Raw genomic sequence first — 20,683 nt, 5'->3', positions numbered from 1 at the left:
TTAAAAAATTAAAATTCAGAGTCTTCTTCTGTTTTAGCAGGAGTTGTTGTTGCGGGCGCTGTGGGTTTTGGTGTAACTGGTTTTTGTACTGCAGGTTTCTGTACTGCAGGTTTTGGTGTTGTTGGCGTTCCGGTTTCAGCGTCAACTTCAATTCCAGTATCAGTTCCAGAAGTGTAAACTGGTGTTGTAACAGAAGCAGGAACTACTTTTGGTTTAATTGGGAAATAAATTTCTGTAACTAATTTAGAAGGACTTTTTACATCTAATTTGCTTACAGATAGAATTTCAAGATGTGACCAGCTTAATTCAGGTATAATTTTTTGATTGTTAATATACGCTGTTGTTTTTGTAATTGCTTCACTAGTATGCGTATAATCTCCTTTTAAAGTTGTTTTAACAGCATCAAAAGCATTTAATTTTCCTGATAAAATATCACTTCCGGCACTAATCGAAATCTCTTTGTTAATTGGTAAACAAATTGAAATTTTTGCCAAGCCTTTTGCAGAATCATAAGTATGATAAATAATAAAAGGCTTTCCGTTTGTGCTTAAATCATTGGTTTCGCTAAAATGAATAAGTTTTGGAATTACAATTCTTGCATTTTTATTAACCTTAGAAATCTCGCTTGTAAATGTCTGTTTGATATATGGAGTTTCGGTTTTTTTAACTGCTCCATCCACTTTTACTGCATAAGTTTTGGTTTCGTAATCAAGGTTTTTGTCAATGTTTGCAAGGCTTTTTTCATAAATAGTTCCAATAACTTTATCAGATCCCCCATTTAATGCAGCATATATTTTGAACATAAAGCTCATTGTTCCTTTTGCTTTCCATGTTACTTTTGTTTTTCCTGCAAGAGTATCTTTAAAAGTCCAGGTTACATCAGCTTCGGTGCCATCGTATTTCATTTTTTGTTCAATACTTTCTCCGTCTTTTGTTTTTAGTGTAATGGCATTTCCGGCTCCCTCTTCGTCAGACCAATAAAATGAACCTCCGTTACCGGTAGTTTTATTTGGGAAAGTAAATTTTAAAGACGGATTTTCAACTGCCCAGGATTCGAAGTCTTCGTAATTTCTAAAATCATTTACATAATTATATACAGTTGCTTTTGGCGAATTGATTACTTTACTTCTTTCAACAGAAAAAATCCCTTTTTGGGTAGCAACAAAAACGGTAAGAGCAACTAAACTTAATAAAAGTAAAAGGAATAAATATTTTAGAATCTTCATTGGTGCAGGTTTTTCGTAAAGTTATAAATTTTCTTGGGAGTCTAAACTAATAACTAAAAATAATAGATTGTATTATCTCTTTAAAAAGATTTTGATGACAAATAAAAGGGCGATAAAAAGAAGAAATACAAGTAATACTTTGTAATTTCCTTTGTAAAAAATTTTGTGTAGTGCAAGATCTTTGCGATAAGCAAAAATCATTACGATTACAAATGCAATAAAAAAACAGAGTCCGAATATTAATTGTCCTTGACTAAACATATTTAAAAATAATTTTTGACAAATTTAGAGAATTGTATACGATTTGTTGCTAATTTGCCGACTCATTTAATAGAATAAAAACATGAAAAAACAACTAGACGCAGTTACTGAATTTCATACTGCTTTTAAAATAGGTCACAGCCAGACTCCAATTGCTGATTTGGGAGAAACTAAAAAACTGCTTCGTTATAATTTAATGAAAGAAGAAAACGAAGAATATCTTGAAGCGGTACAAAATAATGACTTAGTAGAAATTGCTGATGCTCTTGGAGATATGATGTATATTTTATGCGGAACCATTATTGAACACGGCTTACAGGATAAAATTGAAGCTGTTTTTGATGAAATTCAACGAAGTAATATGAGTAAACTTGGAGAAGATGGAAAACCAATTTACCGCGAAGACGGAAAAGTAATGAAAGGTCCAAATTATTTTAAACCTGATTTCTCTAAATTACTATAAATAGAAATTCTGTGTGTAAATGTTTTAAACACATAGAAACATAGTTTTTTGGTGCTTATAAAAAAGGCGTTTCACTTGCATTAATGCACATAGCTATGTGTGAGAAATATGTTTCTTTTTATATTCTTTATTAAACACATTAAATCTATGTTTCTATGTGTTTAGATATAAGTAATAGATATATAATAAAAAACCCGACAGCATTTCGTTATCGGGTTTTGTTTTTATTCTGATTTTGGATTATTGAACTTTAACGGTCCATCCATAAGTATCTTCAGAAAGTTTATTTTGAAGACTTGTTAGTTTTTCTTTTAAGAATGAAGCGTATGAATTCTCGATTGGAGCCATTTCATAGTATTCACCTTTATATGAGAAACCTTTAATAACGCTTATAACAGCAGCAGTTCCGGCGCCGAAAATTTCTTTTAAAGATCCGTTTTTAGCAGCTTCAACTAATTCAGAAACAATAACCGGACGAACTTCAACATTCAGTCCTTCTTTTTCAGCCATTGTAATTAAACTTTTTCTGGTAATACCATCTAAAATTCTTTCGCTTGTTGGTGCTGTTAATAAAGTATCATTGATTCTGAAGAAAACGTTCATTGTTCCGGCTTCTTCAAGTTTTGTATGCGTTGCATCATCAGTCCAGATAACTTGCTGGAAACCTTCTTTGTTTGCCAAATTAGTTGGATAGAATTGCGCAGCATAGTTTCCGGCAGCTTTTGCAGCACCAATTCCACCATTTGCGGCTCTACTGTAATGTTCAGCGATAATTACTTTTACTTCACCTCCATAATAAGATTTTGCAGGAGAAAGTAAGATCATAAATTTATATTCGTCAGATGGATTTGCAATAACGCCAGGGCCGGTAGCAATCATAAAAGGACGGATGTACATACTCGCTCCGTTTCCTCTTTGAATCCATTCCTGATCGATTTTTAATAATTCATTTAAACCTTCCATAAACACATCTTCGGGAACTTCTGGCATTGCCATACGTACAGCAGAATTATTGAAACGTTTGTAGTTTTCATCAGGTCTAAACAACCAAACATCATTATTTTCATCTTTGTAAGCTTTCATTCCTTCAAAAATCGCTTGTCCATAATGAAAGACTTTTGAAGAAGGATCCATTAAAATCGGTGCATAAGGCTTAATGACCGGAGTCTGCCATTTTCCGTTTTTGTAATCACATTCAAATAAATGGTCTGTAAATACAGTACCAAAGCTTAAGTTTTCAAAGTCTACAGAACTTATCTTAGACGAAGTAGCTTTTCTGATTTCAATTTTGCTTGTTTGAGTTGTACTCATAATTATGTAAAGTTTTTATCTAATTTGTATTCTTAACAGATGAAAATCTAACGCAATGATCTAATGAAGAATAGGTTTTCCTGAATGCAAAATTACGGAAAAATATATAATTTACTTAGTAAAACTGCATTAATTCCTGTGTTTAACTGAGATTTATTTATCTTATAATAATCCTAAAATTTTAGCGGAGTTTTATAAAGAATTTATGAAAAAAGTGTCATTTTTTAAGGCTTTACGCATTTGTTTTGACTAAATTTGACTGAGAAAATGGGTTACAGATCAACAATTATCCATTGCAAAATTCGAAAATTGTGAAAAGAGAAATAATTAAAACGCTAGATGGTTCAACCACAATTCATTTAGAGGAATGGAATGAAAGTTATCATTCAAAACACGGTGCAATACAAGAAGCAAAACATGTATTTATAAAAAATGGTTTGTCCTTATTTGAGCGTAATCCTGTTTCTATTCTTGAAATTGGTTTTGGAACGGGTTTGAACGCTTTTATAACTTTTTTAGAATCTGAACATAAAAAACAAGAAATTGATTATGTTGGAGTAGAGGCTTATCCTGTAAACGCAGAAGAAATTTTGGGAATGAATTATGTTGCCGAACTTGAAGCATTGGAATTTGGGAACATTTTCGAGAAAATGCATAAAACGGAATGGAATAAGAAAACAGAAATTAGCAGCCAATTCTCGTTAACCAAAAGGAAACAATTTTTTGATGAAATAAACGATTTTGAAATTTTTGATTTGATTTACTTTGATGCCTTCGGATATCGCGTGCAGCCGGAGCTTTGGAGTACTGAAATTTTTCAGAAAATGTACAATAGTTTAAAACCTAATGGAGTTTTGGTTACTTATGCCGCCCGCGGAGTTGTTAAAAGAAGTATGATTTCTGTTGGATTTACAGTCGAAAAATTGGCTGGTCCGCCCGGAAAACGAGAAATGTTCAGGGCCTTTAAAAAGGTATAACCGAATTATTTAGAATTATTCTATATTGATTTATGTGTACTAAGAAAACGTATTCGTTGATAAAGTTTTCAAAAAAATAAGTTAAAAAGAAACTTTATATGTGATTAATGTTTACATTTGGTGCGAGTTTAAAAATATAGATAACCCCAAAATCTTATTTTATTATGTCAAAAATGATGTTTGATTACACGAAATCAATACTTGAGAGAGTAAGTTTCGACCCGGTACTTTTCTGCAGAGAGTTAGAAAAAGCTATCAAAACACTGTTACCTTATGAAATGGAACAATTGCAAGAATGGTTATTAAATTTCATTATTGAAAAACCAGAATTAAAACAAAGTCTACTACTAATTAAAGTATAAAAGAAAAGGAGCCAAACGGCTCCTTTTTTTATGCTGGCTTTTTTAGCAGCGGACTAATGATTTGAACATTTTGAAAAACAATTGCTCCTTTTACAACGCCGGCAATTGTAGATCGAATTGCGTCAATGATCTGCATTTTTAATTCGCTCTTTGGGTAAATCAAACTTACCTCTCGGGCAGGTTTTGGTTCCTTAAAGTTTCGTAGTTTCAGTTTGTCGGAATCTTTTAAGTCTAAGGTGTGCAAGTACGGAAGTAACGTTGTACCCAAACCTTCGTCGGCTAATTTTATCAGGGTTTCAAAACTTCCGCTTTGAATCTGAAAATTATTTTGCTCGACATCAGTACCGTTTTTACATAAATTTAAAATTCCGTCCCTAAAACAATGCCCGTCTTGTAAAAGCAGGATTTCATTGATATTCAAATCAGTAACTTCGATTTCTTCTTTTTGAAAACTGTGATGATGTTCCGGAATGTAAGCTACAAATGGTTCAAAGTATAAAACGATTTCTTTTATTTTTTCATCTTCAAGCGGAGTTGCGGCAATTGCAGCATCAAGATGGCCATTTTTTAGTTTTACAATAATTTCATCTGTATTAAGCTCTTCAATTAAAAGCTTCACTTTTGGGTATTTCTTAATAAAATTATTCAAAAACATAGGCAAAAGCGTTGGCATAATGGTTGGGATAATTCCTAAGCGAAATTCACCGCCAATAAAACCTTTTTGCTGTTCGACAATATCTTTAATACGATCAGCTTCATTTACAATATTTTTTGCCTGATTTACAATCTTCTGTCCAATATCCGTAAGCTGAATAGGTTTTTTACTTCTGTCAAAAATTAAAATATTAAGTTCTTCTTCAATTTTTTGAATCTGCATACTTAATGTTGGCTGTGTTACGAAACATTTTTCGGCCGCAAGTGTAAAGTTTTTATGCTCTGCAACTGCTAACACATATTGTAATTGAGTTATCGTCATTTTGATAGTAATTTTTGATACAAAAATAAGTAAATATAATTTTTTTTTATAATTTTTTTGATGAAGATAATTTAATTTTGTAGTAAACTTAGTTATAAAAAATGGAGATTATGAAAACAAATATTTTAGGATTACCTGTAAAAGAGTCAGAATTGTTAGTGAAAGAATTGAATGTTTTATTATCAAACTTTCAGGTTTACTACCAAAATTTAAGAGGGATTCATTGGAATATTCGTGGAAAACGTTTCTTCGATTTACATGTAAAATTTGAAGAATTATATACAGATTCACAATTAAAAATAGATATGATTGCTGAAAGAGTTTTGACAATTGGCGGAACGCCGCTGCATACTTTTGAAGATTATATCAAAAATAATAAATTAACAGTTGGTAAAAACATCTCAAATGATGAAAAAGCAGTTCAGTTAATTGTAAATTCATTGTCTGATTTATTAAAAATTGAAAGAGAAATCCTGAATAAGTCTGGTGAAATTAACGATGAAGGTACAAATTCAATGATGAGTGACTTCATAGCAGAGCAGGAAAAAACAATTTGGATGATGAATGCATGGCTTGACGAATCGCTGTAATTTATTATTTATGAATGTATTAAAAAGCAGATTGGTCAATTTTGATCCTTCTGCTTTTATCTTTTTGTTAAAATTGTATAAAATTTTTAGCCAGTCGCTTTGATTTTATTTGTTTAACACTATTTTTGCCCCAATGAAATTAGTTGCCCGCATATTATTATTCATATTTATTGCTTTCTTATCTACGCCTACAATTGTAACGATGATCAAGAAAAGCAGTGATACGTCTATGTTTTTCAGTTTTTCTGAAGAAGAGCATTCTCATAAAGAATTAAAAGCAGCTGTTTATCCGGCAATATTGCAGCATGAAGTTGTAATCCCGGTTTACATTGAAAAGAAAACGATAGTTTCTGAAAATATCGTAAAATTAGATAATATTTCTCCGAGCATATTTGCTCCACCGCCCAACTTGGCATAATACTTCTGAATTATTTGAAGAACAACTGTATTTACAGCAAATACAGCATGGTTCTAATGTATCAATTTTTAGTATTGTATTATGACAAAAAAAATCAATCTTTTTGCCAACCTTAAGTCTGACTTTGCTTCAGGTTTAGTGGTTTTCTTGGTGGCTCTTCCATTGTGTTTAGGTATTGCAATGGCTTCTGGAGCACCGTTATTTTCTGGAATTATTGCAGGTGTTATTGGTGGTATCGTGGTAGGTTACTTAAGCCAGTCACATATTAGCGTTTCTGGGCCTGCCGCTGGTTTAACAGCTATTATTTTAACAGCTATTACTGATTTTGGTGCTTTTGATGTGTTTTTACTATCCGTTTTTATTGCGGGACTAATTCAATTGGCATTAGGATTTTTAAAAGCAGGAAGTATATCAAATTATTTTCCAACAAACGTAATCGAAGGAATGCTGGCGGGTATCGGAATTATTATTATTCTGAAACAAATTCCGCATGCATTTGGTTACGATGCTGATTTTGAAGGCGATCAGGCTTTTATTCAAAATGATGGAAGTAATTCATTTTCATTTCTTTTTGATGTCTTAAACCATATTCAATTAGGAGCTGTTGTAATTTCATTGATTTCACTTGTAATATTAATTTCGTGGGATAAAGTTCCATTTTTAAAGAAATTAAAACTAGTTCCGGGTGCGCTTGTAGCCGTTATTCTGGGAGTATTATTAAATGAATTTTTTATATCTACAGGAAGTTCATTAGCAATTGCAAAAGAGCATTTAGTTTCTTTACCGGTTCCAAAGTCTTTTGATGATTTTAAGTCAATTATCGTTACACCAAATTTTGCAGCAGTTACAAATCCGCAGGTTTGGGTTGTAGGTATTACAATTGCCATTGTAGCTTCAATTGAAACACTTTTGTGTATTGAGGCTTCAGACAGAATGGACGTTCAAAAACGTTATACTGATACTAATGTTGAGCTTAGAGCACAGGGTATTGGTAATATAGCAAGTTCGCTTTTGGGCGGATTACCAATGACATCTGTTGTTGTGAGATCTTCTGCAAATAATAACGCAGGAGCAAAATCTAAAATGTCAGCCATCATTCATGGTGTGCTTTTATTAATAAGTGTATTGTCTATTCCGGCAATTTTAAACAAAATTCCATTGGCAACTTTGGCTACGGTTTTAATCTTGGTTGGATATAAATTAGCAAAACCAGCAACCTTTATGCATTTCTGGAAAAAGGGGAAATACCAGTTTGTCCCTTTTATTGCAACTTTGGTCTTTGTCGTTGCGACAGATTTGCTTAAAGGAGTTGCTTTAGGAATTATCATAAGTATAATTTTTGTTTTGAGAGGAAATTTAAAAAGAGCTTATATCTTTAAAAAAGAAGAATATGAAGATGGCGATATCATTCATATCGATTTAGCGCAGGAAGTTTCTTTTTTAAATAAAGCTGCAATCAAGCAAACGTTAAACGAAATTCCGGAGAATTGTAAAGTAATTATTAATGCGCACGATACAGAATATATTGCGCATGATGTATTAGATTTAATCCGTGAGTTTAAAGAGACACGTGCAATTGATGAAAATATCAAAGTAAAACTAAAAGGTTTTAAAGAGGCATACGAATTAGAAAACACTCCTGATAATAACAATCACGTTTCGATTGAACATTATTATGATGTTGCAAAACGAGCATTGGTTAAGAAAGAACAAAAAGAAAAATTTTAAACAAATTATATAAATAAAGATATTGATCAGGCTTGAGAAATATCAAAATTTAAATAACTTTACAAAAAAGTCTTTTTGATATGCTTAAGCATTGACAATTCTACAAAAAACCTAAAAAAAATGAGAGAGTTTTATAAGCAAATACTTGAAAACAATAAAAAATGGGTCGAAGATTCATTAGCAAAAGACCCTAATTATTTTGCTGATTTAGCAAAAGGACAATCTCCGCCATTATTGTGGATTGGATGTTCTGACAGCCGTGTTCCTGCAAATGAAATTATTGGGGCAAAACCTGGAGAAGTTTTTGTACACAGAAATATTGCTAACATGGTTGTTCACTCTGATATGAATATGTTAAGTGTTCTGGATTATGCAGTAAACGTTTTAAAAGTAAAACATGTTATTGTTTGCGGGCATTATGGCTGCGGCGGTGTAAAAGCTGCTATGGGACAGCAGTCTGTTGGAATTATTGATAACTGGATTCGTCATATTAAAGATGAATACCGTTTACACGATAAATATTTAAATTCAATTACTGACGAAACCGAACGTTTTAATGCATTTGTAGAAATCAATGCAAAAGAGCAGGTTTACAACTTAGCAAAAACTTCGATTGTACAAGGAGCCTGGAAAAATGGTCAGGACTTAATGCTTCACGGCTGGGTTTACGGATTAAATTCTGGTTTTGTAACCGATTTAAATGTAAATATCAGTTCAAATGATGAGTTAGATGAAGTTTACCAGCTTACTAATCTATAAAAATAAAAATCGCCTCAAAAGGGCGATTTTTTTTTATTCGTTTTCGTCTAGATTTTCATTAAACGCAGATGGTAACATTGTTGGGATAAACTTGATTAAAATTGGCAGTAATAAACTTCCGCCCGGAAGTAAAAATATGGTTAATGACGGAATCGTTTTACAGATATCTAAAAGCTGTTTTTTTACTTTTTTCTTTTCCTTTGCATCCAGATCCCTTGTTGTAGAATAAGCTAATAGAACCATTAATTCTTTACTCTGAACAATTTCCTTAATTAATCTGTTTTTGTTTCTTATGATTAGTTTTACAACACTATGCGTCATCTGATCGTAGAAATGCTTAACCGGATTTGAATAATTAAAATAAGGGATTTTCTTTTTGTGAGTGGTAATAAAATCGTGAGTGGTGTCGATGCTTGTTTTTACAAAATCATCAGAAACGCCCATCATTGAACCTAAAGAATACAAGAAATAAGATTCTTCATTTTCGACAACACCATCGCTCCATAACGCCATTCCAGCCATGTCAATTAAATAATAATGCTCTAAAGTATTTTTGAAATAGTCTAGTTGTAAAGTTTCTAAAGTCTCTACGGTAACTTTCGAAAATTTAGAATAACGTATCGAAGCCTCAAAAAGTTTAATTAATAAATCATCGTGCTGCGATTTGATAGTTTTTGTTTTTAAAGCCAAACCTACAATTCCAAGAACAGTTTCTTCAATTCGTTTTAGATACTTTTCAGGAATTTCTCCATGCTGTAAATATTGTCTAAATGCTAAAACATCAATAAACAAAAGTGCATTGGTTACTAAATGCGAAAAGTTTTTGCTGATGATGCTGTCATTTGTCTGTACTCTTTCATCAATTATACTTTCTAATGAATGGGAAGGAGTGTCTTTTGGAAGCAGAATCTTAAATAAATTAAATCCTTCCGGATTCATTTGCTTATAGAATTTTAAAGCTTCGCTGATAAAGTTATTTGGTTCAGAATTTCTTTTTTCTAAACAAAAAACATGATAAAGTGTATTTAATAAGGCAATTTTAGAAATTTCGGTTTTAAACCAGCCTTTTATCGGAATCGGAATTTGAGAATCAATTGCAATGATATGACCGTAGATAAAACCGGTTTCTCTAACTTTATAGTAAAAGAAATCTGTAGTTTCAAAAGGAATAGCCTCAGAAAACTTCTGTTCACTAAAAAACTTATCTATCCAGCCGTGTGCTGATGGGTTAATCATTGAATTAAATTTATAGCTGCAAAGCTATATTTTTTTCTTGTTTTTGAGTGAATTAAAAATAAAATAACCACTAGATTTTTGTGAAATATAGTGGTTATTAGTGTTTTATTATTTAATTATCCCTGCACAGGCAACTCTTCCGCCGGCATTTCCGGTTGGCTGAGTTGTAAAATCATCTGTTCCCTGATGTACGATTAAACCTTTTCCTAATACATCTTTGGTTGCATCGCCGCAGCCTACGCACCATTCATCAGTAGTTAATGTAATTGTTCCATTACCTTTTTCATCAGCGGTAAAGTTTCCAATATCCCCTTTATGATATTCTCCAACTCCCCATTTTCCATGTTTTTTAAAAGTTGGGTTCCAGTGTCCGCCCGCAGAACTTCCGTCGGCAGCAGTACAATCAGCTTTTTCGTGAATATGTATAGCATGAACCCCAGGCTGTAAACCAGAAACTTTTGCAGTAAAGGTCACTTTGCCGTTTTTCTCTGTAAAAGTAGCGGTTCCGGTTACATTGCTATTGCTTTTTGGCTCTAACGCTACGGTTAAAGTTTTTGCATCATTTGATTTTGTATTTGTCTTACAGCCAATTATTAAGACTGTAATTATAGCGAAAGATACGATCAGTTTTTTCATATATGCGGGCATTTTAAATTAAAGATTAAGTAAATTTAACATAAAAGAATGGAATAGTTTGATCTTAAAAGTTAAAAAAAAGTCAAACTATACTTGGTAATTTAATGTCAATTGAATATAAAACCGAAAAATATTGCTTAAATTCGTAATAGTTTTAACGAATAATTTCTGAAAAAACCTCTCTAATTCGTTCATATTTAATTCTTAATGTTATGATGAAAAAGATTTCTATTCTTATTTTTTTGAGTTTGATATTGCTTTCCTGCAATATTTTTAAATGTAAAAAAAGTGATGCCGTTTCTAAACTTGACGGAACCTGGGAACTCAATTATATTACCGGACCTGGAATTACTTTTGAAGGTTTATATCCGAATAAAAAGCCGACCATAAATTTCAATACAAAAGAAAAGCAGGTTTCGGGGAATAACAGCTGCAACTCCTATACCGGAAAACTTGTTGTAAATGGCAATAAAATTGATTTTACACAGCCAATGGCAGTTACCAAAATGATGTGCATGGATGGACTGCAAGGTGAACAAACCTACATGAACACACTTAAAAAAATAACTTCTTTTGATATTGCTGATGATGGAAAAACGCTGAATTTTATTTCAGGAGATATTGCTATGATGAGATTTACTAAAAAGTAAATGATCTGTTTTATTTAATACGATGTAAGATGAAAACTAAATTATACCTTTTATTAGTATTGTCAGGCTTTTTAAATTTTTCTGTTTTTGCACAGGAAAAAAGCAAAAAAGAGCTAAAAGCTGAAAAAGAATTACAGAAGCAAAAAGAAATTGAAGCTTTAATTGATTCTAAAAATTTTGTTTTTGAAGCTCGAAAAGCCACACCACAAGGCGGACGACTTATTATTTTAGATTATAACACTTATTTCTTAAAGTTTAATGCTGAAAAAACAACGTGTGACCTTCCATTTTTTGGACGTGCATATAATGTTGGTTACGGAAGCGACGGCGGAATTAAATTTGAAGGAATGCCTGAAAACATAAAAGCAGGAAAGAAGAAAAATAAATTTAGTGTGAAAGCTGAGGTTAAAGGCAGGGATGATGTTTATAATCTAATGTTTACTATTTTTTTTGATGGAGGAGCCTCGCTTTCTGTCACCAGTAATAATAGAGCCCCAATTTTTTATGATGGAGAAATAAGTGCTCCCAAAGCCGATAAATAAATTTGAATTGAGTAATGTTAAAAAATGTTTTAAACTGTAATAATTTACTTACTTTTACTTTGTTTAATACTTAATATATAAATTATGAAAAAATTAATTATTGCCTTAATGATGGCCGTGGCTTCGTTTTCTTGTTATGCACAATCTACTTACAAAGAAGACATTGATGTTCTTCAAAGTGTTTACGGAAAATCTAAAGGGGATTTGGTAAAAGATTACATGAATTTATCAGATACTCAATCTCAGGCATTTTCTAAAGTTTACGATGCTTATGAAACTGAACGTAAAACATTAGGACAAGCAAAAATTCAATTAATTAACGATTATGCAGTTAATTATGATACGCTTACAGATGAAAAAGCAGATGAACTTGCAAAAGGAACTTTGAAAAATAATTTAGGGTATGAAAAATTATACTCTAAAACCTATGGACAGGCTAAAAAAGCAATTGGAGCTATTAATGCGGCAAAATTTATTCAGTTAGAAGTTTATCTTCAAGCGATCATTCGTGCTGAAACTTTAGAATCAATCCCGTTTATTGGAGAATTAGATAAAGTTAAAGTAAAATAAGTATTTACTAAATAAAAAATAAAAGGGCAGTTCAAGAACTGCCCTTTTATTTTTTATTTAGTTGTTTTGACTTCGTAAATCGCATTCACCATGCCATCGTGAGGGCTGTCTAAAGTCAGTTCCCAGAACATGATCCCACCCAGTTTTTTAGACTTTGCATATTCAGTTTTTGCTTTAATAGATTTAATATCATCTGATGTCGCAAAAGTTTTTGTGCTTTCATTATACCAGTATGGTGCTTTTGCTTTATCATCCCAGAAATATTTCCAGCCGTTTGTTTCTGTATATGTTGTGGCAAAGTTTTTAAAGTTAACACCTTCGATATGTTCTCCGGCCTGATAAAGACCATTATTTATATTTTCAACATTTTTCCATGTTCTGGAATAAAATGCGCCTCCAATAATCAATTTTTCAGACGGAACTCCTTGTTTTAATAAATAAGTAACCGCTCTGTCTGTAGATTCTTCATTTGGATTTGTACTATATAATGGTGTGTGGTGTCCCGTAACTTTAGAATATCCGTTCACTAAATCGTAACTCATAATGTTGATACGATTAACTAATGGCGCAACTGTTTTCCAGTCAATCGATTCATCGAGATATTTTTGAAAACCTCCCGCAGCAAAACTCAATTCATATTTTTTTCCTAAAGTTGAACGAAGAATTTTAAGCAATTCGGTAAAATTTGGTTTGTCAACAGCTTGATATAAATGTCCAGGGAGTCCTTCAATCGCAGGATATTCCCAATCTAAATCTAAACCGTCAACCTTAAAATAATCACTTACTTCTTTTACTGATTTTGCGAATTTTAAACGCCCTTCAGCAGTCGAAAAAGCATTAGAACATGGTTCGCAGCCACCCCAGCCGCCAAGAGATAAAACGATTTTTAATTGTGGATTTTTAGTTTTTAGAGAAACTAAATGCTTTATTGTAATAGAATCTTTAGATGAATCTACACTTAGTTTTCCATCTTTTAAATGACAGAAACTAAAGATTATTTGATCTAATTTATTGACTTCATATTCGTCAATTAGTTTAGAATCACCAGTGTAATAAGCGATGATGTCGAACTTCTTATTCTTCTGCGCAAAAATGTTTGTGGATAAAAGGCAGATAAATAAAAGGGCAATTAGGCTAATTTGTTTCATTTTATGTTTTTTGAAGTTTTAGAACGCTAAATTTATAACATTAGAATCGAAACTTTACTATTGATTCTGTAACATAACCTCAATTTTAATAAATATTTGTGAAATGAGGGTTAAACCATATAAGTGATATAAGTTTATTTTAGATAGAACTTAATTTTATTCCGTTCCAATATTCCGTAGAGACGCACAGCAGTGCGTCTCTACAAAAAAATGCCACAGATTACAGGATTTTCACAGATTTTTTAATCCTTTTAATCCTGTAATCTGTGGCAAAACATAAAAAAAACATAGTTAGACGCACTGCTGTGCGTCTCTACAAAAAAAACATTCTTTTTAAATGAACTTATATAACTTATATGGTTCAAAAAAAAATAAAAAAATAAACCCGCACAGTTTCGGACTTGTGCGGGTTTAAACAAATTAAAAGCTAAAAACTATTTTTTATTAGAAGCAGTATGAATTTTCTGCAACTAATTTTTCTGCGATTTTTTCTCTTAATGCAACAACGTTTGGAAGGTTAGTGTATTTAGTGAAACGTTTTAATCCCATTAACATCATACGTTGCTCGTCACCTTCAGAGAAAGAAGCAATTCCTTCTTTTCCTCTTAAGTTTACGATATCTACCGCTTTGTACAAGTATAATTTTGCCATAGCGATTTGCTCTTGTACTTTATCTTCACCTTCTTTTTTAGCTAATTTCTCAGTTCTAAGAATAGTACTTTCAGCCATATAGATTTCGATTAAGATATCAGCAGCAGCCATCAATAATTGTTGGTGAGAATCTAAATCTGGACCGTATTTTTGAACAGCACTTCCTGCAACCATTAAGAAAACTTTTTTCAGGTTAGCAACGATTACTTTTTCTTCTGCAAATAATTCAGAGAAATCCGGAGTATCAAAAGATGGAATTCCCATTAATTCTTCCTGAACTTTCATTGCTGGCCCAAGTAAATCAACGTGCCCTTTCATTGCTTTTTTGATCAGCATACCAACAGAAAGCATTCTGTTGATTTCGTTTGTTCCTTCGTAGATACGAGCGATACGAGCATCTCTCCAGGCACTTTCCATTGGAGTATCTTCAGAGAACCCCATCCCGCCAAAAACCTGAATACCTTCGTCAGAACAGTTTTGAACGTCTTCAGAAACCGCTACTTTCAAGATAGAACACTCGATAGCATATTCTTCAACACCTTTCAATTCTGCTTCCTGGTGACTTGTTCCTTCGGCTTCACGAGCAGCGATTCTGTCTTCGATGTCTTTTGCTGCACGGTAAGAAGCACTTTCTCCAGCGTAAGCGCTAGTTGCCATTTCAGCCAATTTAGAACGGATAGCTCCAAAAGATGAAATAGAAGTATTGAACTGAATTCTTTCGTTAGCATATTTTACAGCTCCTGTAGTAACTCTTCTTTGAGCATCAAGACATGCTGCTGCCAATTTAATACGACCAACGTTTAAAGCATTCATCGCAATTTTGAAACCGTTTCCTCTTTCAGATAACATGTTTTCAACAGGAACTTTTGTTTCGTTGAAGAAAACCTGACGAGTAGAAGAAGCACGAATTCCTAATTTATGCTCTTCTTCATTCATAGAAATTCCGTTTGAAGGATCGTTTTCTACGATGAAACCTGTAATATTTTTATCATCTCCAATACGGGCAAAAACGATGAAAACGCTGCAGAAACCTGCATTCGAAATCCACATTTTTTGACCTGTAATTAAATAATGAGTTCCGTCTTCAGATAAAACTGCTTTAGTTTTTCCTGAGTTAGCATCAGATCCTGCACCTGGCTCAGTTAAGCAGTAAGCTCCAAACCATTCTCCAGAAGCCAATTTCGGAACGTATTTTTTCTTTTGTTCTTCAGTACCGTAAAGTGTAATTGGCATAGTTCCAATTCCTGTATGTGCACCAAAAGCAGTTGAGAAAGAACCTGTTGCTCCAGAAATGTAGTCACAAACCAACATTGTAGAAACAAATCCCATTCCTAATCCGCCATATTCTTCTGGAACAGCAACTCCAAGAAGTCCTAGTTCACCCGCTTTACGCATAGATGATTCTGTATACGCATAATCTTTCTTTTCGAAACGATCTTTATGCGCCCATAATTCTTTGTCTACGAACTCTTTTACAGAGTCACGCATCATTAACTGCTCTTCCGAGAAATCTTCTGGTGTAAAGATATCTTCGCATTTTGTTTCTTTAACTAAAAACTGACCACCACGGGTTACGTTTTTTTCGATTGTATCTGCCATTTTGTTTTTGTTTTTTTTGAAAGAAAATAGAATATAGAGTATAGAAAATAGACTCTTACTTTAGTCCGTTTTGAAAACCCATTGTCATTCTTTGAAATTCTTCTATTTTAATTTCTAATTGGTTAAATTGTATCTCGTTTATATATTTTCTATGTTTAGCAATCAATAATTGTGTAATTAGTTCAAATGAAGAACCAAGAGAAATATCTAAAAAGTGACTGAAAGACTTATCAGTTCTTGAAGATCCTTCGGCAATATTACTAGGCATCGAAACTGAACATCTGCTTATTTGAGAACTCAAATCATATCGTTCGTGTTTTGGAAATTCTATTAATACATCTGAAATTTCATTTGCAATTGCAATTCCGATCTTCCAAATCTTTAAGTTTTTATAATTATGTCTCATGTTTTTTTTGAGTCAATTTAAGAAATTAAAACAAAAAAGTAAGATTAGTACTATTTTTTTTGTTTGCTTTTTAAATATTTTATCATTTAAAAAAGTTTATTTCTTTATTCTCAAAGAAAGACATCTATTCTCTTTATTCTATATTCTATTCTCTTTTTAAAGAACCTCGTAAATCCCTGCAGAACCTTGCCCAGTTCCAACACACATACTCACGATTCCGTATTTGTTACCTCTGCGTTTCATCTCATCAAATAACTGAACAGAAAGTTTTGCTCCTGTACATCCCAGAGGGTGTCCTAAAGAAATAGCTCCACCGTTTACGTTTACGATTTCCGGGTTAATGTTTAATTCGCGAGTAACTGCTAAAGCTTGTGAAGCAAAAGCCTCGTTTAACTCAATTAACTCGATATCATTTAATGTTAATCCAGCTTGTTTCAAAGCTTTCGGAATTGCTTTTACAGGACCGATACCCATAATTCTTGGCTCAACGCCAGAAGAAGCAAAATTTACTAATCTTGCAATTGGCTCAAGGTTTAATTCTTTTACCATTTCTTCGCTCATGATTAAAACGAATGCAGCACCGTCGCTCATTTGAGAAGAGTTACCTGCAGTTACACTTCCGTCAGCAGCGAAAACAGGTTTTAAACCAGCTAATGCAGCAACTGAAGTTCCGGCTCTTGGCCCTTCGTCTTGTTTTACAACGTATGATTTTGTTTCTTTTTTACCATTTTCGTTGATGAAAGTCTGCTCAACAGTAATTGGAACGATTTGTTTGTCAAATTTTCCTTCTGCCTGTGCTTTTAAAGCTTTCATGTGAGAGTTGTAAGCAAACTCATCCTGATCTTCTCTAGAGATTTTGTATTGGTTAGCCACCGCTTCAGCAGTTAAACCCATTCCCCAGTAGTAATCTTCGTGACCTGCAGCTGCAACTTTATAATCCGGAGTTGGTTTGTAACCTCCCATCGGAATAAAACTCATACTTTCTGCACCACCAGCGATGATACAATCTGCCATTCCTGATTGGATTTTAGCAGTCGCCATTCCGATAGTTTCTAATCCAGAAGCACAGTAACGGTTTACCGTAACTCCAGGAACGTCTTCCACTTTTAATCCCATTAAAGAGATCAAACGTCCAACGTTTAGACCTTGTTCCGCCTCTGGCATGGCATTTCCTACCATAACGTCATCGATACGTTTTTTGTCGAAATTAGGCAGCTCGTCCATCATAAACTGAATGGTTTCTGCTGCTAATTCATCAGGTCTTTTAAATCTAAAAACCCCTTTTGGTGCTTTTCCTACCGCAGTACGGTAAGCTTTTACTATATATGCTGTTTTCATAAATGATTGTATTAAGATTGGAGAATTAAGTATTAAGATTTTCCAATTGTTTTGTTGATTTTATCTTTTAATGTTCTTTGAAAGGAAAAGTTCATATTTGAAACCTCTACTAATTGATTAATAGTGGGCTGAATAAGATCTTCACTAACAAGCTTAAGTCTTTTAGCAAGTATTAATTGCGTTATTAATTCAAAAGTTGAACCATTTGCTATTCCTAAGAAGTGCATAAATTCTTTCTCAGAATTTCTTCCCGAACCTTCTGCAATATTTGAAGGAATAGAAACGGCGCATTTTTTTATTTGATGAATTAAATTGAACTTTTCGTCATTCGGTAATAAGGAAGAAATTTCATAAACATGAACTGCAATATCCATTGCTTTCTGCCAAATCTTTAATTTCTCAAACTGATGCATTTCTTAATACTTAATTCTTATTACTTGATACTAGTTTCTTAAAGGTTTTCCTTTAGTCAACATGTACTGGATTCTTTCTAGCGTCTTACGTTCTGTACATAAACTCAAGAAAGCTTCACGTTCGATATCTAATAAGTATTGTTCAGATACTAAAGTTGCTTCAGATAAATCACCACCAGCCATTACGTAAGCCAGTTTGTTTGCGATTTTCTTGTCGTGCTCAGAAATGTATTTTCCAGCCTGCATTTGATCTGTTCCCACTAAGAACATACCTAAAGCTTGTTTTCCTAAAACTTTAATGTCATTTCTTCTGATAGGTTGTGTGTAACCTGCTTCTGCCATTAACAAAGCATGTTTTTTAGCTTCAGCAATCTGACGATCTTTGTTTACTACAATAACATCTTTTCCATGCTGTAAAAGTCCAGTATCAAAAGCTTCATAACCAGAAGTTGAAACTTTAGCCATAGCAATTGTCAAGAAATACTCTTGAAGAACATTCAATTCCACGTCGTTTTTGCGGAATAAATCAGATGCTCTTAAAGTCATTTCTTTAGAACCACCACCGCCAGGGATGACTCCAACACCAAATTCAACTAATCCCATATAGGTTTCTGCAGCAGCAACTACTTTATCAGCGTGTAAGCTCATTTCGCATCCACCACCAAAAGTCATTCCGTGAGGTGCTACTACAACTGGAATAGAAGAGTAACGAACACGCATCATAGTATCTTGGAACAATTTAATTGCCATGTTCAATTCGTCGTATTCCTGCTCAACCGCCATCATGAAAATCATTCCGATATTAGCACCAACAGAGAAATTCGCTGCCTGGTTACCAATAACCAAACTTTGATATTCTTTTTCAGATAAGTCGATTGCTTTATTGATAGCTTGTAGAACGTCACCACCAATTGTATTCATTTTAGATTGGAATTCTAAGTTCAAAATTCCATCTCCTAAATCCTGAATAATTGCACCACTATTGCTCCAAACTTTTTTGCTTTCGCGAATGTTGTTTAGGATAATGAATGAATCTTGTCCAGGAACTTTTACTTGTGATTTTGTTGGAATGTTATAGAAATAAGTCGCTCCTTCTTTTACAGAATAGAAACTTTCGCTTCCAGAAGCCAGCATTTCATTAACCCATGCAGCAGGCTCTAAACCTTCTGCTTTCATGATTTCAATTCCTTTGACAACACCAATAGCATCCCAGATTTCGAATGGACCATTTTCCCATCCAAAACCAGCTTTCATGGCATCGTCAATTTTGTATAATTCGTCTGAGATTTCAGGAACTCTGTTTGACACATAAGCAAACATTCCGGCGAAACTCTTACGGTAGAATTCTCCTGCTTTGTCTGTTCCTTTTACTAAAACTTTAAAACGATTAATTGGTTTATCGATAGTTTTTGTTAGTTCAAGCGTAGCAAAATTTGCTTTTTTTGCAGCGCGGTATTCTAATGTATTTAAGTCTAAAGAAAGAATGTCTTTATCTACTTTTTTGTAGAAACCTTGTCCAGTTTTACTTCCTAACCAATTATTTTCCATCATTTTGTTGATGAAATCAGGAAGTTTGAACAATTCGTGTTGTTCGTCGTTAGGGCAGTTTTCGTAAATACCGTTAGCAACGTGTACCAAAGTATCCAAACCAACAACGTCAACCGTACGGAAAGTAGCCGATTTTGGACGACCAATTACTGGTCCTGTCAATTTATCAACTTCTTCAATTGTTAATCCCATTTCTTTCACTAAATGGAATAGACTTTGGATTCCGTAAATCCCAATTCTGTTTCCAATAAACGCCGGAGTGTCTTTAGCAACGACCGAAGTTTTTCCTAAGAATTTAGATCCGTATTCGTTTAAGAAATCCAATACTTCAGTAGAAGTTTTTGGGCCAGGAATAATTTCAAATAATTTTAAGTAACGCGCAGGGTTAAAAAAGTGAGTTCCGCAGAAGTGCTGTTGAAAATCTTCGCTTCTTCCTTCACTCATAAAATGAATTGGAATACCAGAAGTATTAGAAGTAACCAAAGTTCCCGGTTTACGGAATTTCTCGATTTGTTCAAAAACTAACTTCTTAATGTCTAAACGCTCCACAACAACCTCGATAATCCAGTCAACATTAGCAATTTTTGCCATATCATCTGTCGTATTTCCAGTCGTAATTCTATTTGCGAATTTCTGACTGTAAATAGGAGATGGTTTTGATTTTAATGAATTCGCCAAATGTTCGTTTACCACACGGTTGCGAACGGCTTTACTTTCAAGTGTTAATCCTTTTTTAGCTTCAGCTTCGGTCAGTTCACGCGGTACAATGTCCAGAAGTAAAACTTCGACACCAATGTTAGCAAAATGACAAGCTATACCTGAACCCATAATTCCGGATCCAATTACAGCAACTTTTTTAATTGTGCGTTTCATAT

The 20,683-nt window shown here is 33.2% G+C and carries 21 protein-coding genes; 10 read left to right on the top strand and 11 right to left on the bottom strand.

All coding sequences use genetic code 11. The features are described 5' to 3' along the window. Window positions 1-8: 8 nt before the first annotated feature. Window positions 9-1,226 carry a transcriptional regulator gene (locus tag AABD74_RS20715; protein WP_232679313.1) on the bottom strand — a complete coding sequence of 406 codons (1,218 nt, stop codon included), beginning with the start codon at window positions 1,224-1,226 and terminating at the stop codon, window positions 9-11. Window positions 1,227-1,569: 343 nt separating this feature from the next. On the opposite strand from AABD74_RS20715, the gene AABD74_RS20710 reads away from it, so the two are divergent. Next, on the top strand, window positions 1,570-1,950 hold the full coding sequence (locus AABD74_RS20710) for a nucleoside triphosphate pyrophosphohydrolase family protein (RefSeq protein ID WP_053471798.1): 381 nt from the start codon (window positions 1,570-1,572) through the stop codon (window positions 1,948-1,950). Between the two features lie 240 nt (window positions 1,951-2,190). Here the strand turns inward: AABD74_RS20710 and AABD74_RS20705 are convergent, their stop codons facing one another. Further along, window positions 2,191-3,261 carry a branched-chain amino acid aminotransferase gene (locus tag AABD74_RS20705; RefSeq protein WP_406844157.1) on the bottom strand — a complete coding sequence of 357 codons (1,071 nt, stop codon included), beginning with the start codon at window positions 3,259-3,261 and terminating at the stop codon, window positions 2,191-2,193. A gap of 311 nt (window positions 3,262-3,572) precedes the next feature. Between AABD74_RS20705 and mnmD the strand changes: the two genes are divergently transcribed. Both mnmD and AABD74_RS20695 read left to right on the top strand, forming a co-directional pair. Continuing rightward, window positions 3,573-4,238: a tRNA (5-methylaminomethyl-2-thiouridine)(34)-methyltransferase MnmD gene (mnmD, locus tag AABD74_RS20700; protein WP_232679318.1), complete on the top strand. Its 666-nt coding sequence runs from the start codon at window positions 3,573-3,575 to the stop codon at window positions 4,236-4,238. 164 nt (window positions 4,239-4,402) lie between these two features. Then, entirely contained in the window at window positions 4,403-4,600 is a 198-nt protein-coding gene (locus AABD74_RS20695) for a hypothetical protein (protein ID WP_053471796.1), read from the top strand. Between the two features lie 28 nt (window positions 4,601-4,628). Here the strand turns inward: AABD74_RS20695 and AABD74_RS20690 are convergent, their stop codons facing one another. Then, the gene (locus tag AABD74_RS20690) at window positions 4,629-5,576 is read right to left on the bottom strand and encodes a LysR substrate-binding domain-containing protein (RefSeq protein ID WP_406844156.1); all 948 of its coding nucleotides are present in this window, start codon (window positions 5,574-5,576) and stop codon (window positions 4,629-4,631) included. Between the two features lie 110 nt (window positions 5,577-5,686). On the opposite strand from AABD74_RS20690, the gene AABD74_RS20685 reads away from it, so the two are divergent. The 4 genes from AABD74_RS20685 (at window position 5,687) to can (ending at window position 9,071) form a co-directional block, all read left to right on the top strand. Further along, window positions 5,687-6,166 (top strand): Dps family protein, encoded by a 480-nt coding sequence (locus tag AABD74_RS20685; RefSeq protein ID WP_180858241.1) that lies wholly within the window; start codon window positions 5,687-5,689, stop codon window positions 6,164-6,166. A gap of 133 nt (window positions 6,167-6,299) precedes the next feature. Beyond that, on the top strand, window positions 6,300-6,584 hold the full coding sequence (locus AABD74_RS20680; protein WP_232679323.1) for a hypothetical protein: 285 nt from the start codon (window positions 6,300-6,302) through the stop codon (window positions 6,582-6,584). Between the two features lie 81 nt (window positions 6,585-6,665). Then, entirely contained in the window at window positions 6,666-8,312 is a 1,647-nt protein-coding gene (locus tag AABD74_RS20675) for a SulP family inorganic anion transporter (protein WP_406844155.1), read from the top strand. 120 nt (window positions 8,313-8,432) lie between these two features. Beyond that, window positions 8,433-9,071: a carbonate dehydratase gene (can, locus tag AABD74_RS20670; RefSeq protein ID WP_232679327.1), complete on the top strand. Its 639-nt coding sequence runs from the start codon at window positions 8,433-8,435 to the stop codon at window positions 9,069-9,071. A 33-nt stretch (window positions 9,072-9,104) separates the two neighbouring features. On the opposite strand, the gene AABD74_RS20665 is transcribed toward can, so the two are convergent. Both AABD74_RS20665 and AABD74_RS20660 read right to left on the bottom strand, forming a co-directional pair. Beyond that, a complete protein-coding gene (locus AABD74_RS20665; protein ID WP_232679329.1) occupies window positions 9,105-10,307 on the bottom strand; it encodes an LETM1-related biofilm-associated protein in 1,203 nt (400 codons plus the stop codon). Between the two features lie 108 nt (window positions 10,308-10,415). Further along, the gene (locus AABD74_RS20660; protein ID WP_232679331.1) at window positions 10,416-10,943 is read right to left on the bottom strand and encodes a superoxide dismutase family protein; all 528 of its coding nucleotides are present in this window, start codon (window positions 10,941-10,943) and stop codon (window positions 10,416-10,418) included. A gap of 212 nt (window positions 10,944-11,155) precedes the next feature. On the opposite strand from AABD74_RS20660, the gene AABD74_RS20655 reads away from it, so the two are divergent. The 3 genes from AABD74_RS20655 (at window position 11,156) to AABD74_RS20645 (ending at window position 12,705) form a co-directional block, all read left to right on the top strand. Next, window positions 11,156-11,593 (top strand): META domain-containing protein, encoded by a 438-nt coding sequence (locus AABD74_RS20655; RefSeq protein WP_406844154.1) that lies wholly within the window; start codon window positions 11,156-11,158, stop codon window positions 11,591-11,593. 29 nt (window positions 11,594-11,622) lie between these two features. After that, the gene (locus AABD74_RS20650; protein WP_232679335.1) at window positions 11,623-12,135 is read left to right on the top strand and encodes a DUF4251 domain-containing protein; all 513 of its coding nucleotides are present in this window, start codon (window positions 11,623-11,625) and stop codon (window positions 12,133-12,135) included. An 84-nt stretch (window positions 12,136-12,219) separates the two neighbouring features. After that, window positions 12,220-12,705: a hypothetical protein gene (locus tag AABD74_RS20645; protein WP_232679337.1), complete on the top strand. Its 486-nt coding sequence runs from the start codon at window positions 12,220-12,222 to the stop codon at window positions 12,703-12,705. 53 nt (window positions 12,706-12,758) lie between these two features. Here the strand turns inward: AABD74_RS20645 and AABD74_RS20640 are convergent, their stop codons facing one another. The 6 genes from AABD74_RS20640 to AABD74_RS20615 all read right to left on the bottom strand — a co-directional run bounded on the left by AABD74_RS20640 (window position 12,759) and on the right by AABD74_RS20615 (window position 20,681). Then, window positions 12,759-13,853, bottom strand: coding sequence for a glycoside hydrolase family 18 protein (locus tag AABD74_RS20640; protein WP_406844153.1), 1,095 nt, complete (start codon window positions 13,851-13,853; stop codon window positions 12,759-12,761). Between the two features lie 444 nt (window positions 13,854-14,297). Then, window positions 14,298-16,103, bottom strand: a complete 1,806-nt coding sequence (locus AABD74_RS20635) for an acyl-CoA dehydrogenase family protein (protein WP_406844152.1) — start codon at window positions 16,101-16,103, stop codon at window positions 14,298-14,300. Window positions 16,104-16,158: 55 nt separating this feature from the next. Further along, on the bottom strand, window positions 16,159-16,509 hold the full coding sequence (locus tag AABD74_RS20630; protein ID WP_253789085.1) for a four helix bundle protein: 351 nt from the start codon (window positions 16,507-16,509) through the stop codon (window positions 16,159-16,161). Between the two features lie 156 nt (window positions 16,510-16,665). After that, window positions 16,666-17,847 (bottom strand): thiolase family protein, encoded by a 1,182-nt coding sequence (locus tag AABD74_RS20625; protein WP_406844151.1) that lies wholly within the window; start codon window positions 17,845-17,847, stop codon window positions 16,666-16,668. Window positions 17,848-17,879: 32 nt separating this feature from the next. After that, entirely contained in the window at window positions 17,880-18,260 is a 381-nt protein-coding gene (locus AABD74_RS20620; protein ID WP_026984654.1) for a four helix bundle protein, read from the bottom strand. Between the two features lie 30 nt (window positions 18,261-18,290). After that, window positions 18,291-20,681: a 3-hydroxyacyl-CoA dehydrogenase NAD-binding domain-containing protein gene (locus AABD74_RS20615; RefSeq protein WP_406844150.1), complete on the bottom strand. Its 2,391-nt coding sequence runs from the start codon at window positions 20,679-20,681 to the stop codon at window positions 18,291-18,293. Window positions 20,682-20,683: the final 2 nt, after the last annotated feature.

The sequence above is a fragment of the Flavobacterium soyae genome, assembly GCF_045348165.1.
GTDB lineage: Bacteria > Bacteroidota > Bacteroidia > Flavobacteriales > Flavobacteriaceae > Flavobacterium > Flavobacterium soyae.
The sequence above is the reverse complement of the archived record's forward strand: the minus strand, read 5'-3'. Positions and strand labels throughout refer to the sequence as shown.

Excerpts from the sequence above, each read along its gene's own strand:
- AABD74_RS20715 (WP_232679313.1), bottom strand. The coding sequence starts at position 1,226 with ATGAAGATTCTAAAATATTTATTCCTTTTACTTTTATTAAGTTTAGTT.
- AABD74_RS20710 (WP_053471798.1), top strand. The coding sequence starts at position 1,570 with ATGAAAAAACAACTAGACGCAGTTACTGAATTTCATACTGCTTTTAAA.
- AABD74_RS20705 (WP_406844157.1), bottom strand. The coding sequence starts at position 3,261 with ATGAGTACAACTCAAACAAGCAAAATTGAAATCAGAAAAGCTACTTCG.
- AABD74_RS20695 (WP_053471796.1), top strand. The coding sequence starts at position 4,403 with ATGTCAAAAATGATGTTTGATTACACGAAATCAATACTTGAGAGAGTA.
- AABD74_RS20690 (WP_406844156.1), bottom strand. The coding sequence starts at position 5,576 with ATGACGATAACTCAATTACAATATGTGTTAGCAGTTGCAGAGCATAAA.
- AABD74_RS20685 (WP_180858241.1), top strand. The coding sequence starts at position 5,687 with ATGAAAACAAATATTTTAGGATTACCTGTAAAAGAGTCAGAATTGTTA.
- AABD74_RS20680 (WP_232679323.1), top strand. The coding sequence starts at position 6,300 with ATGAAATTAGTTGCCCGCATATTATTATTCATATTTATTGCTTTCTTA.
- AABD74_RS20675 (WP_406844155.1), top strand. The coding sequence starts at position 6,666 with ATGACAAAAAAAATCAATCTTTTTGCCAACCTTAAGTCTGACTTTGCT.
- can (WP_232679327.1), top strand. The coding sequence starts at position 8,433 with ATGAGAGAGTTTTATAAGCAAATACTTGAAAACAATAAAAAATGGGTC.
- AABD74_RS20665 (WP_232679329.1), bottom strand. The coding sequence starts at position 10,307 with ATGATTAACCCATCAGCACACGGCTGGATAGATAAGTTTTTTAGTGAA.
- AABD74_RS20660 (WP_232679331.1), bottom strand. The coding sequence starts at position 10,943 with ATGAAAAAACTGATCGTATCTTTCGCTATAATTACAGTCTTAATAATT.
- AABD74_RS20655 (WP_406844154.1), top strand. The coding sequence starts at position 11,156 with ATGATGAAAAAGATTTCTATTCTTATTTTTTTGAGTTTGATATTGCTT.
- AABD74_RS20650 (WP_232679335.1), top strand. The coding sequence starts at position 11,623 with ATGAAAACTAAATTATACCTTTTATTAGTATTGTCAGGCTTTTTAAAT.
- AABD74_RS20645 (WP_232679337.1), top strand. The coding sequence starts at position 12,220 with ATGAAAAAATTAATTATTGCCTTAATGATGGCCGTGGCTTCGTTTTCT.
- AABD74_RS20640 (WP_406844153.1), bottom strand. The coding sequence starts at position 13,853 with ATGAAACAAATTAGCCTAATTGCCCTTTTATTTATCTGCCTTTTATCC.
- AABD74_RS20635 (WP_406844152.1), bottom strand. The coding sequence starts at position 16,103 with ATGGCAGATACAATCGAAAAAAACGTAACCCGTGGTGGTCAGTTTTTA.
- AABD74_RS20630 (WP_253789085.1), bottom strand. The coding sequence starts at position 16,509 with ATGAGACATAATTATAAAAACTTAAAGATTTGGAAGATCGGAATTGCA.
- AABD74_RS20625 (WP_406844151.1), bottom strand. The coding sequence starts at position 17,847 with ATGAAAACAGCATATATAGTAAAAGCTTACCGTACTGCGGTAGGAAAA.
- AABD74_RS20620 (WP_026984654.1), bottom strand. The coding sequence starts at position 18,260 with ATGCATCAGTTTGAGAAATTAAAGATTTGGCAGAAAGCAATGGATATT.
- AABD74_RS20615 (WP_406844150.1), bottom strand. The coding sequence starts at position 20,681 with ATGAAACGCACAATTAAAAAAGTTGCTGTAATTGGATCCGGAATTATG.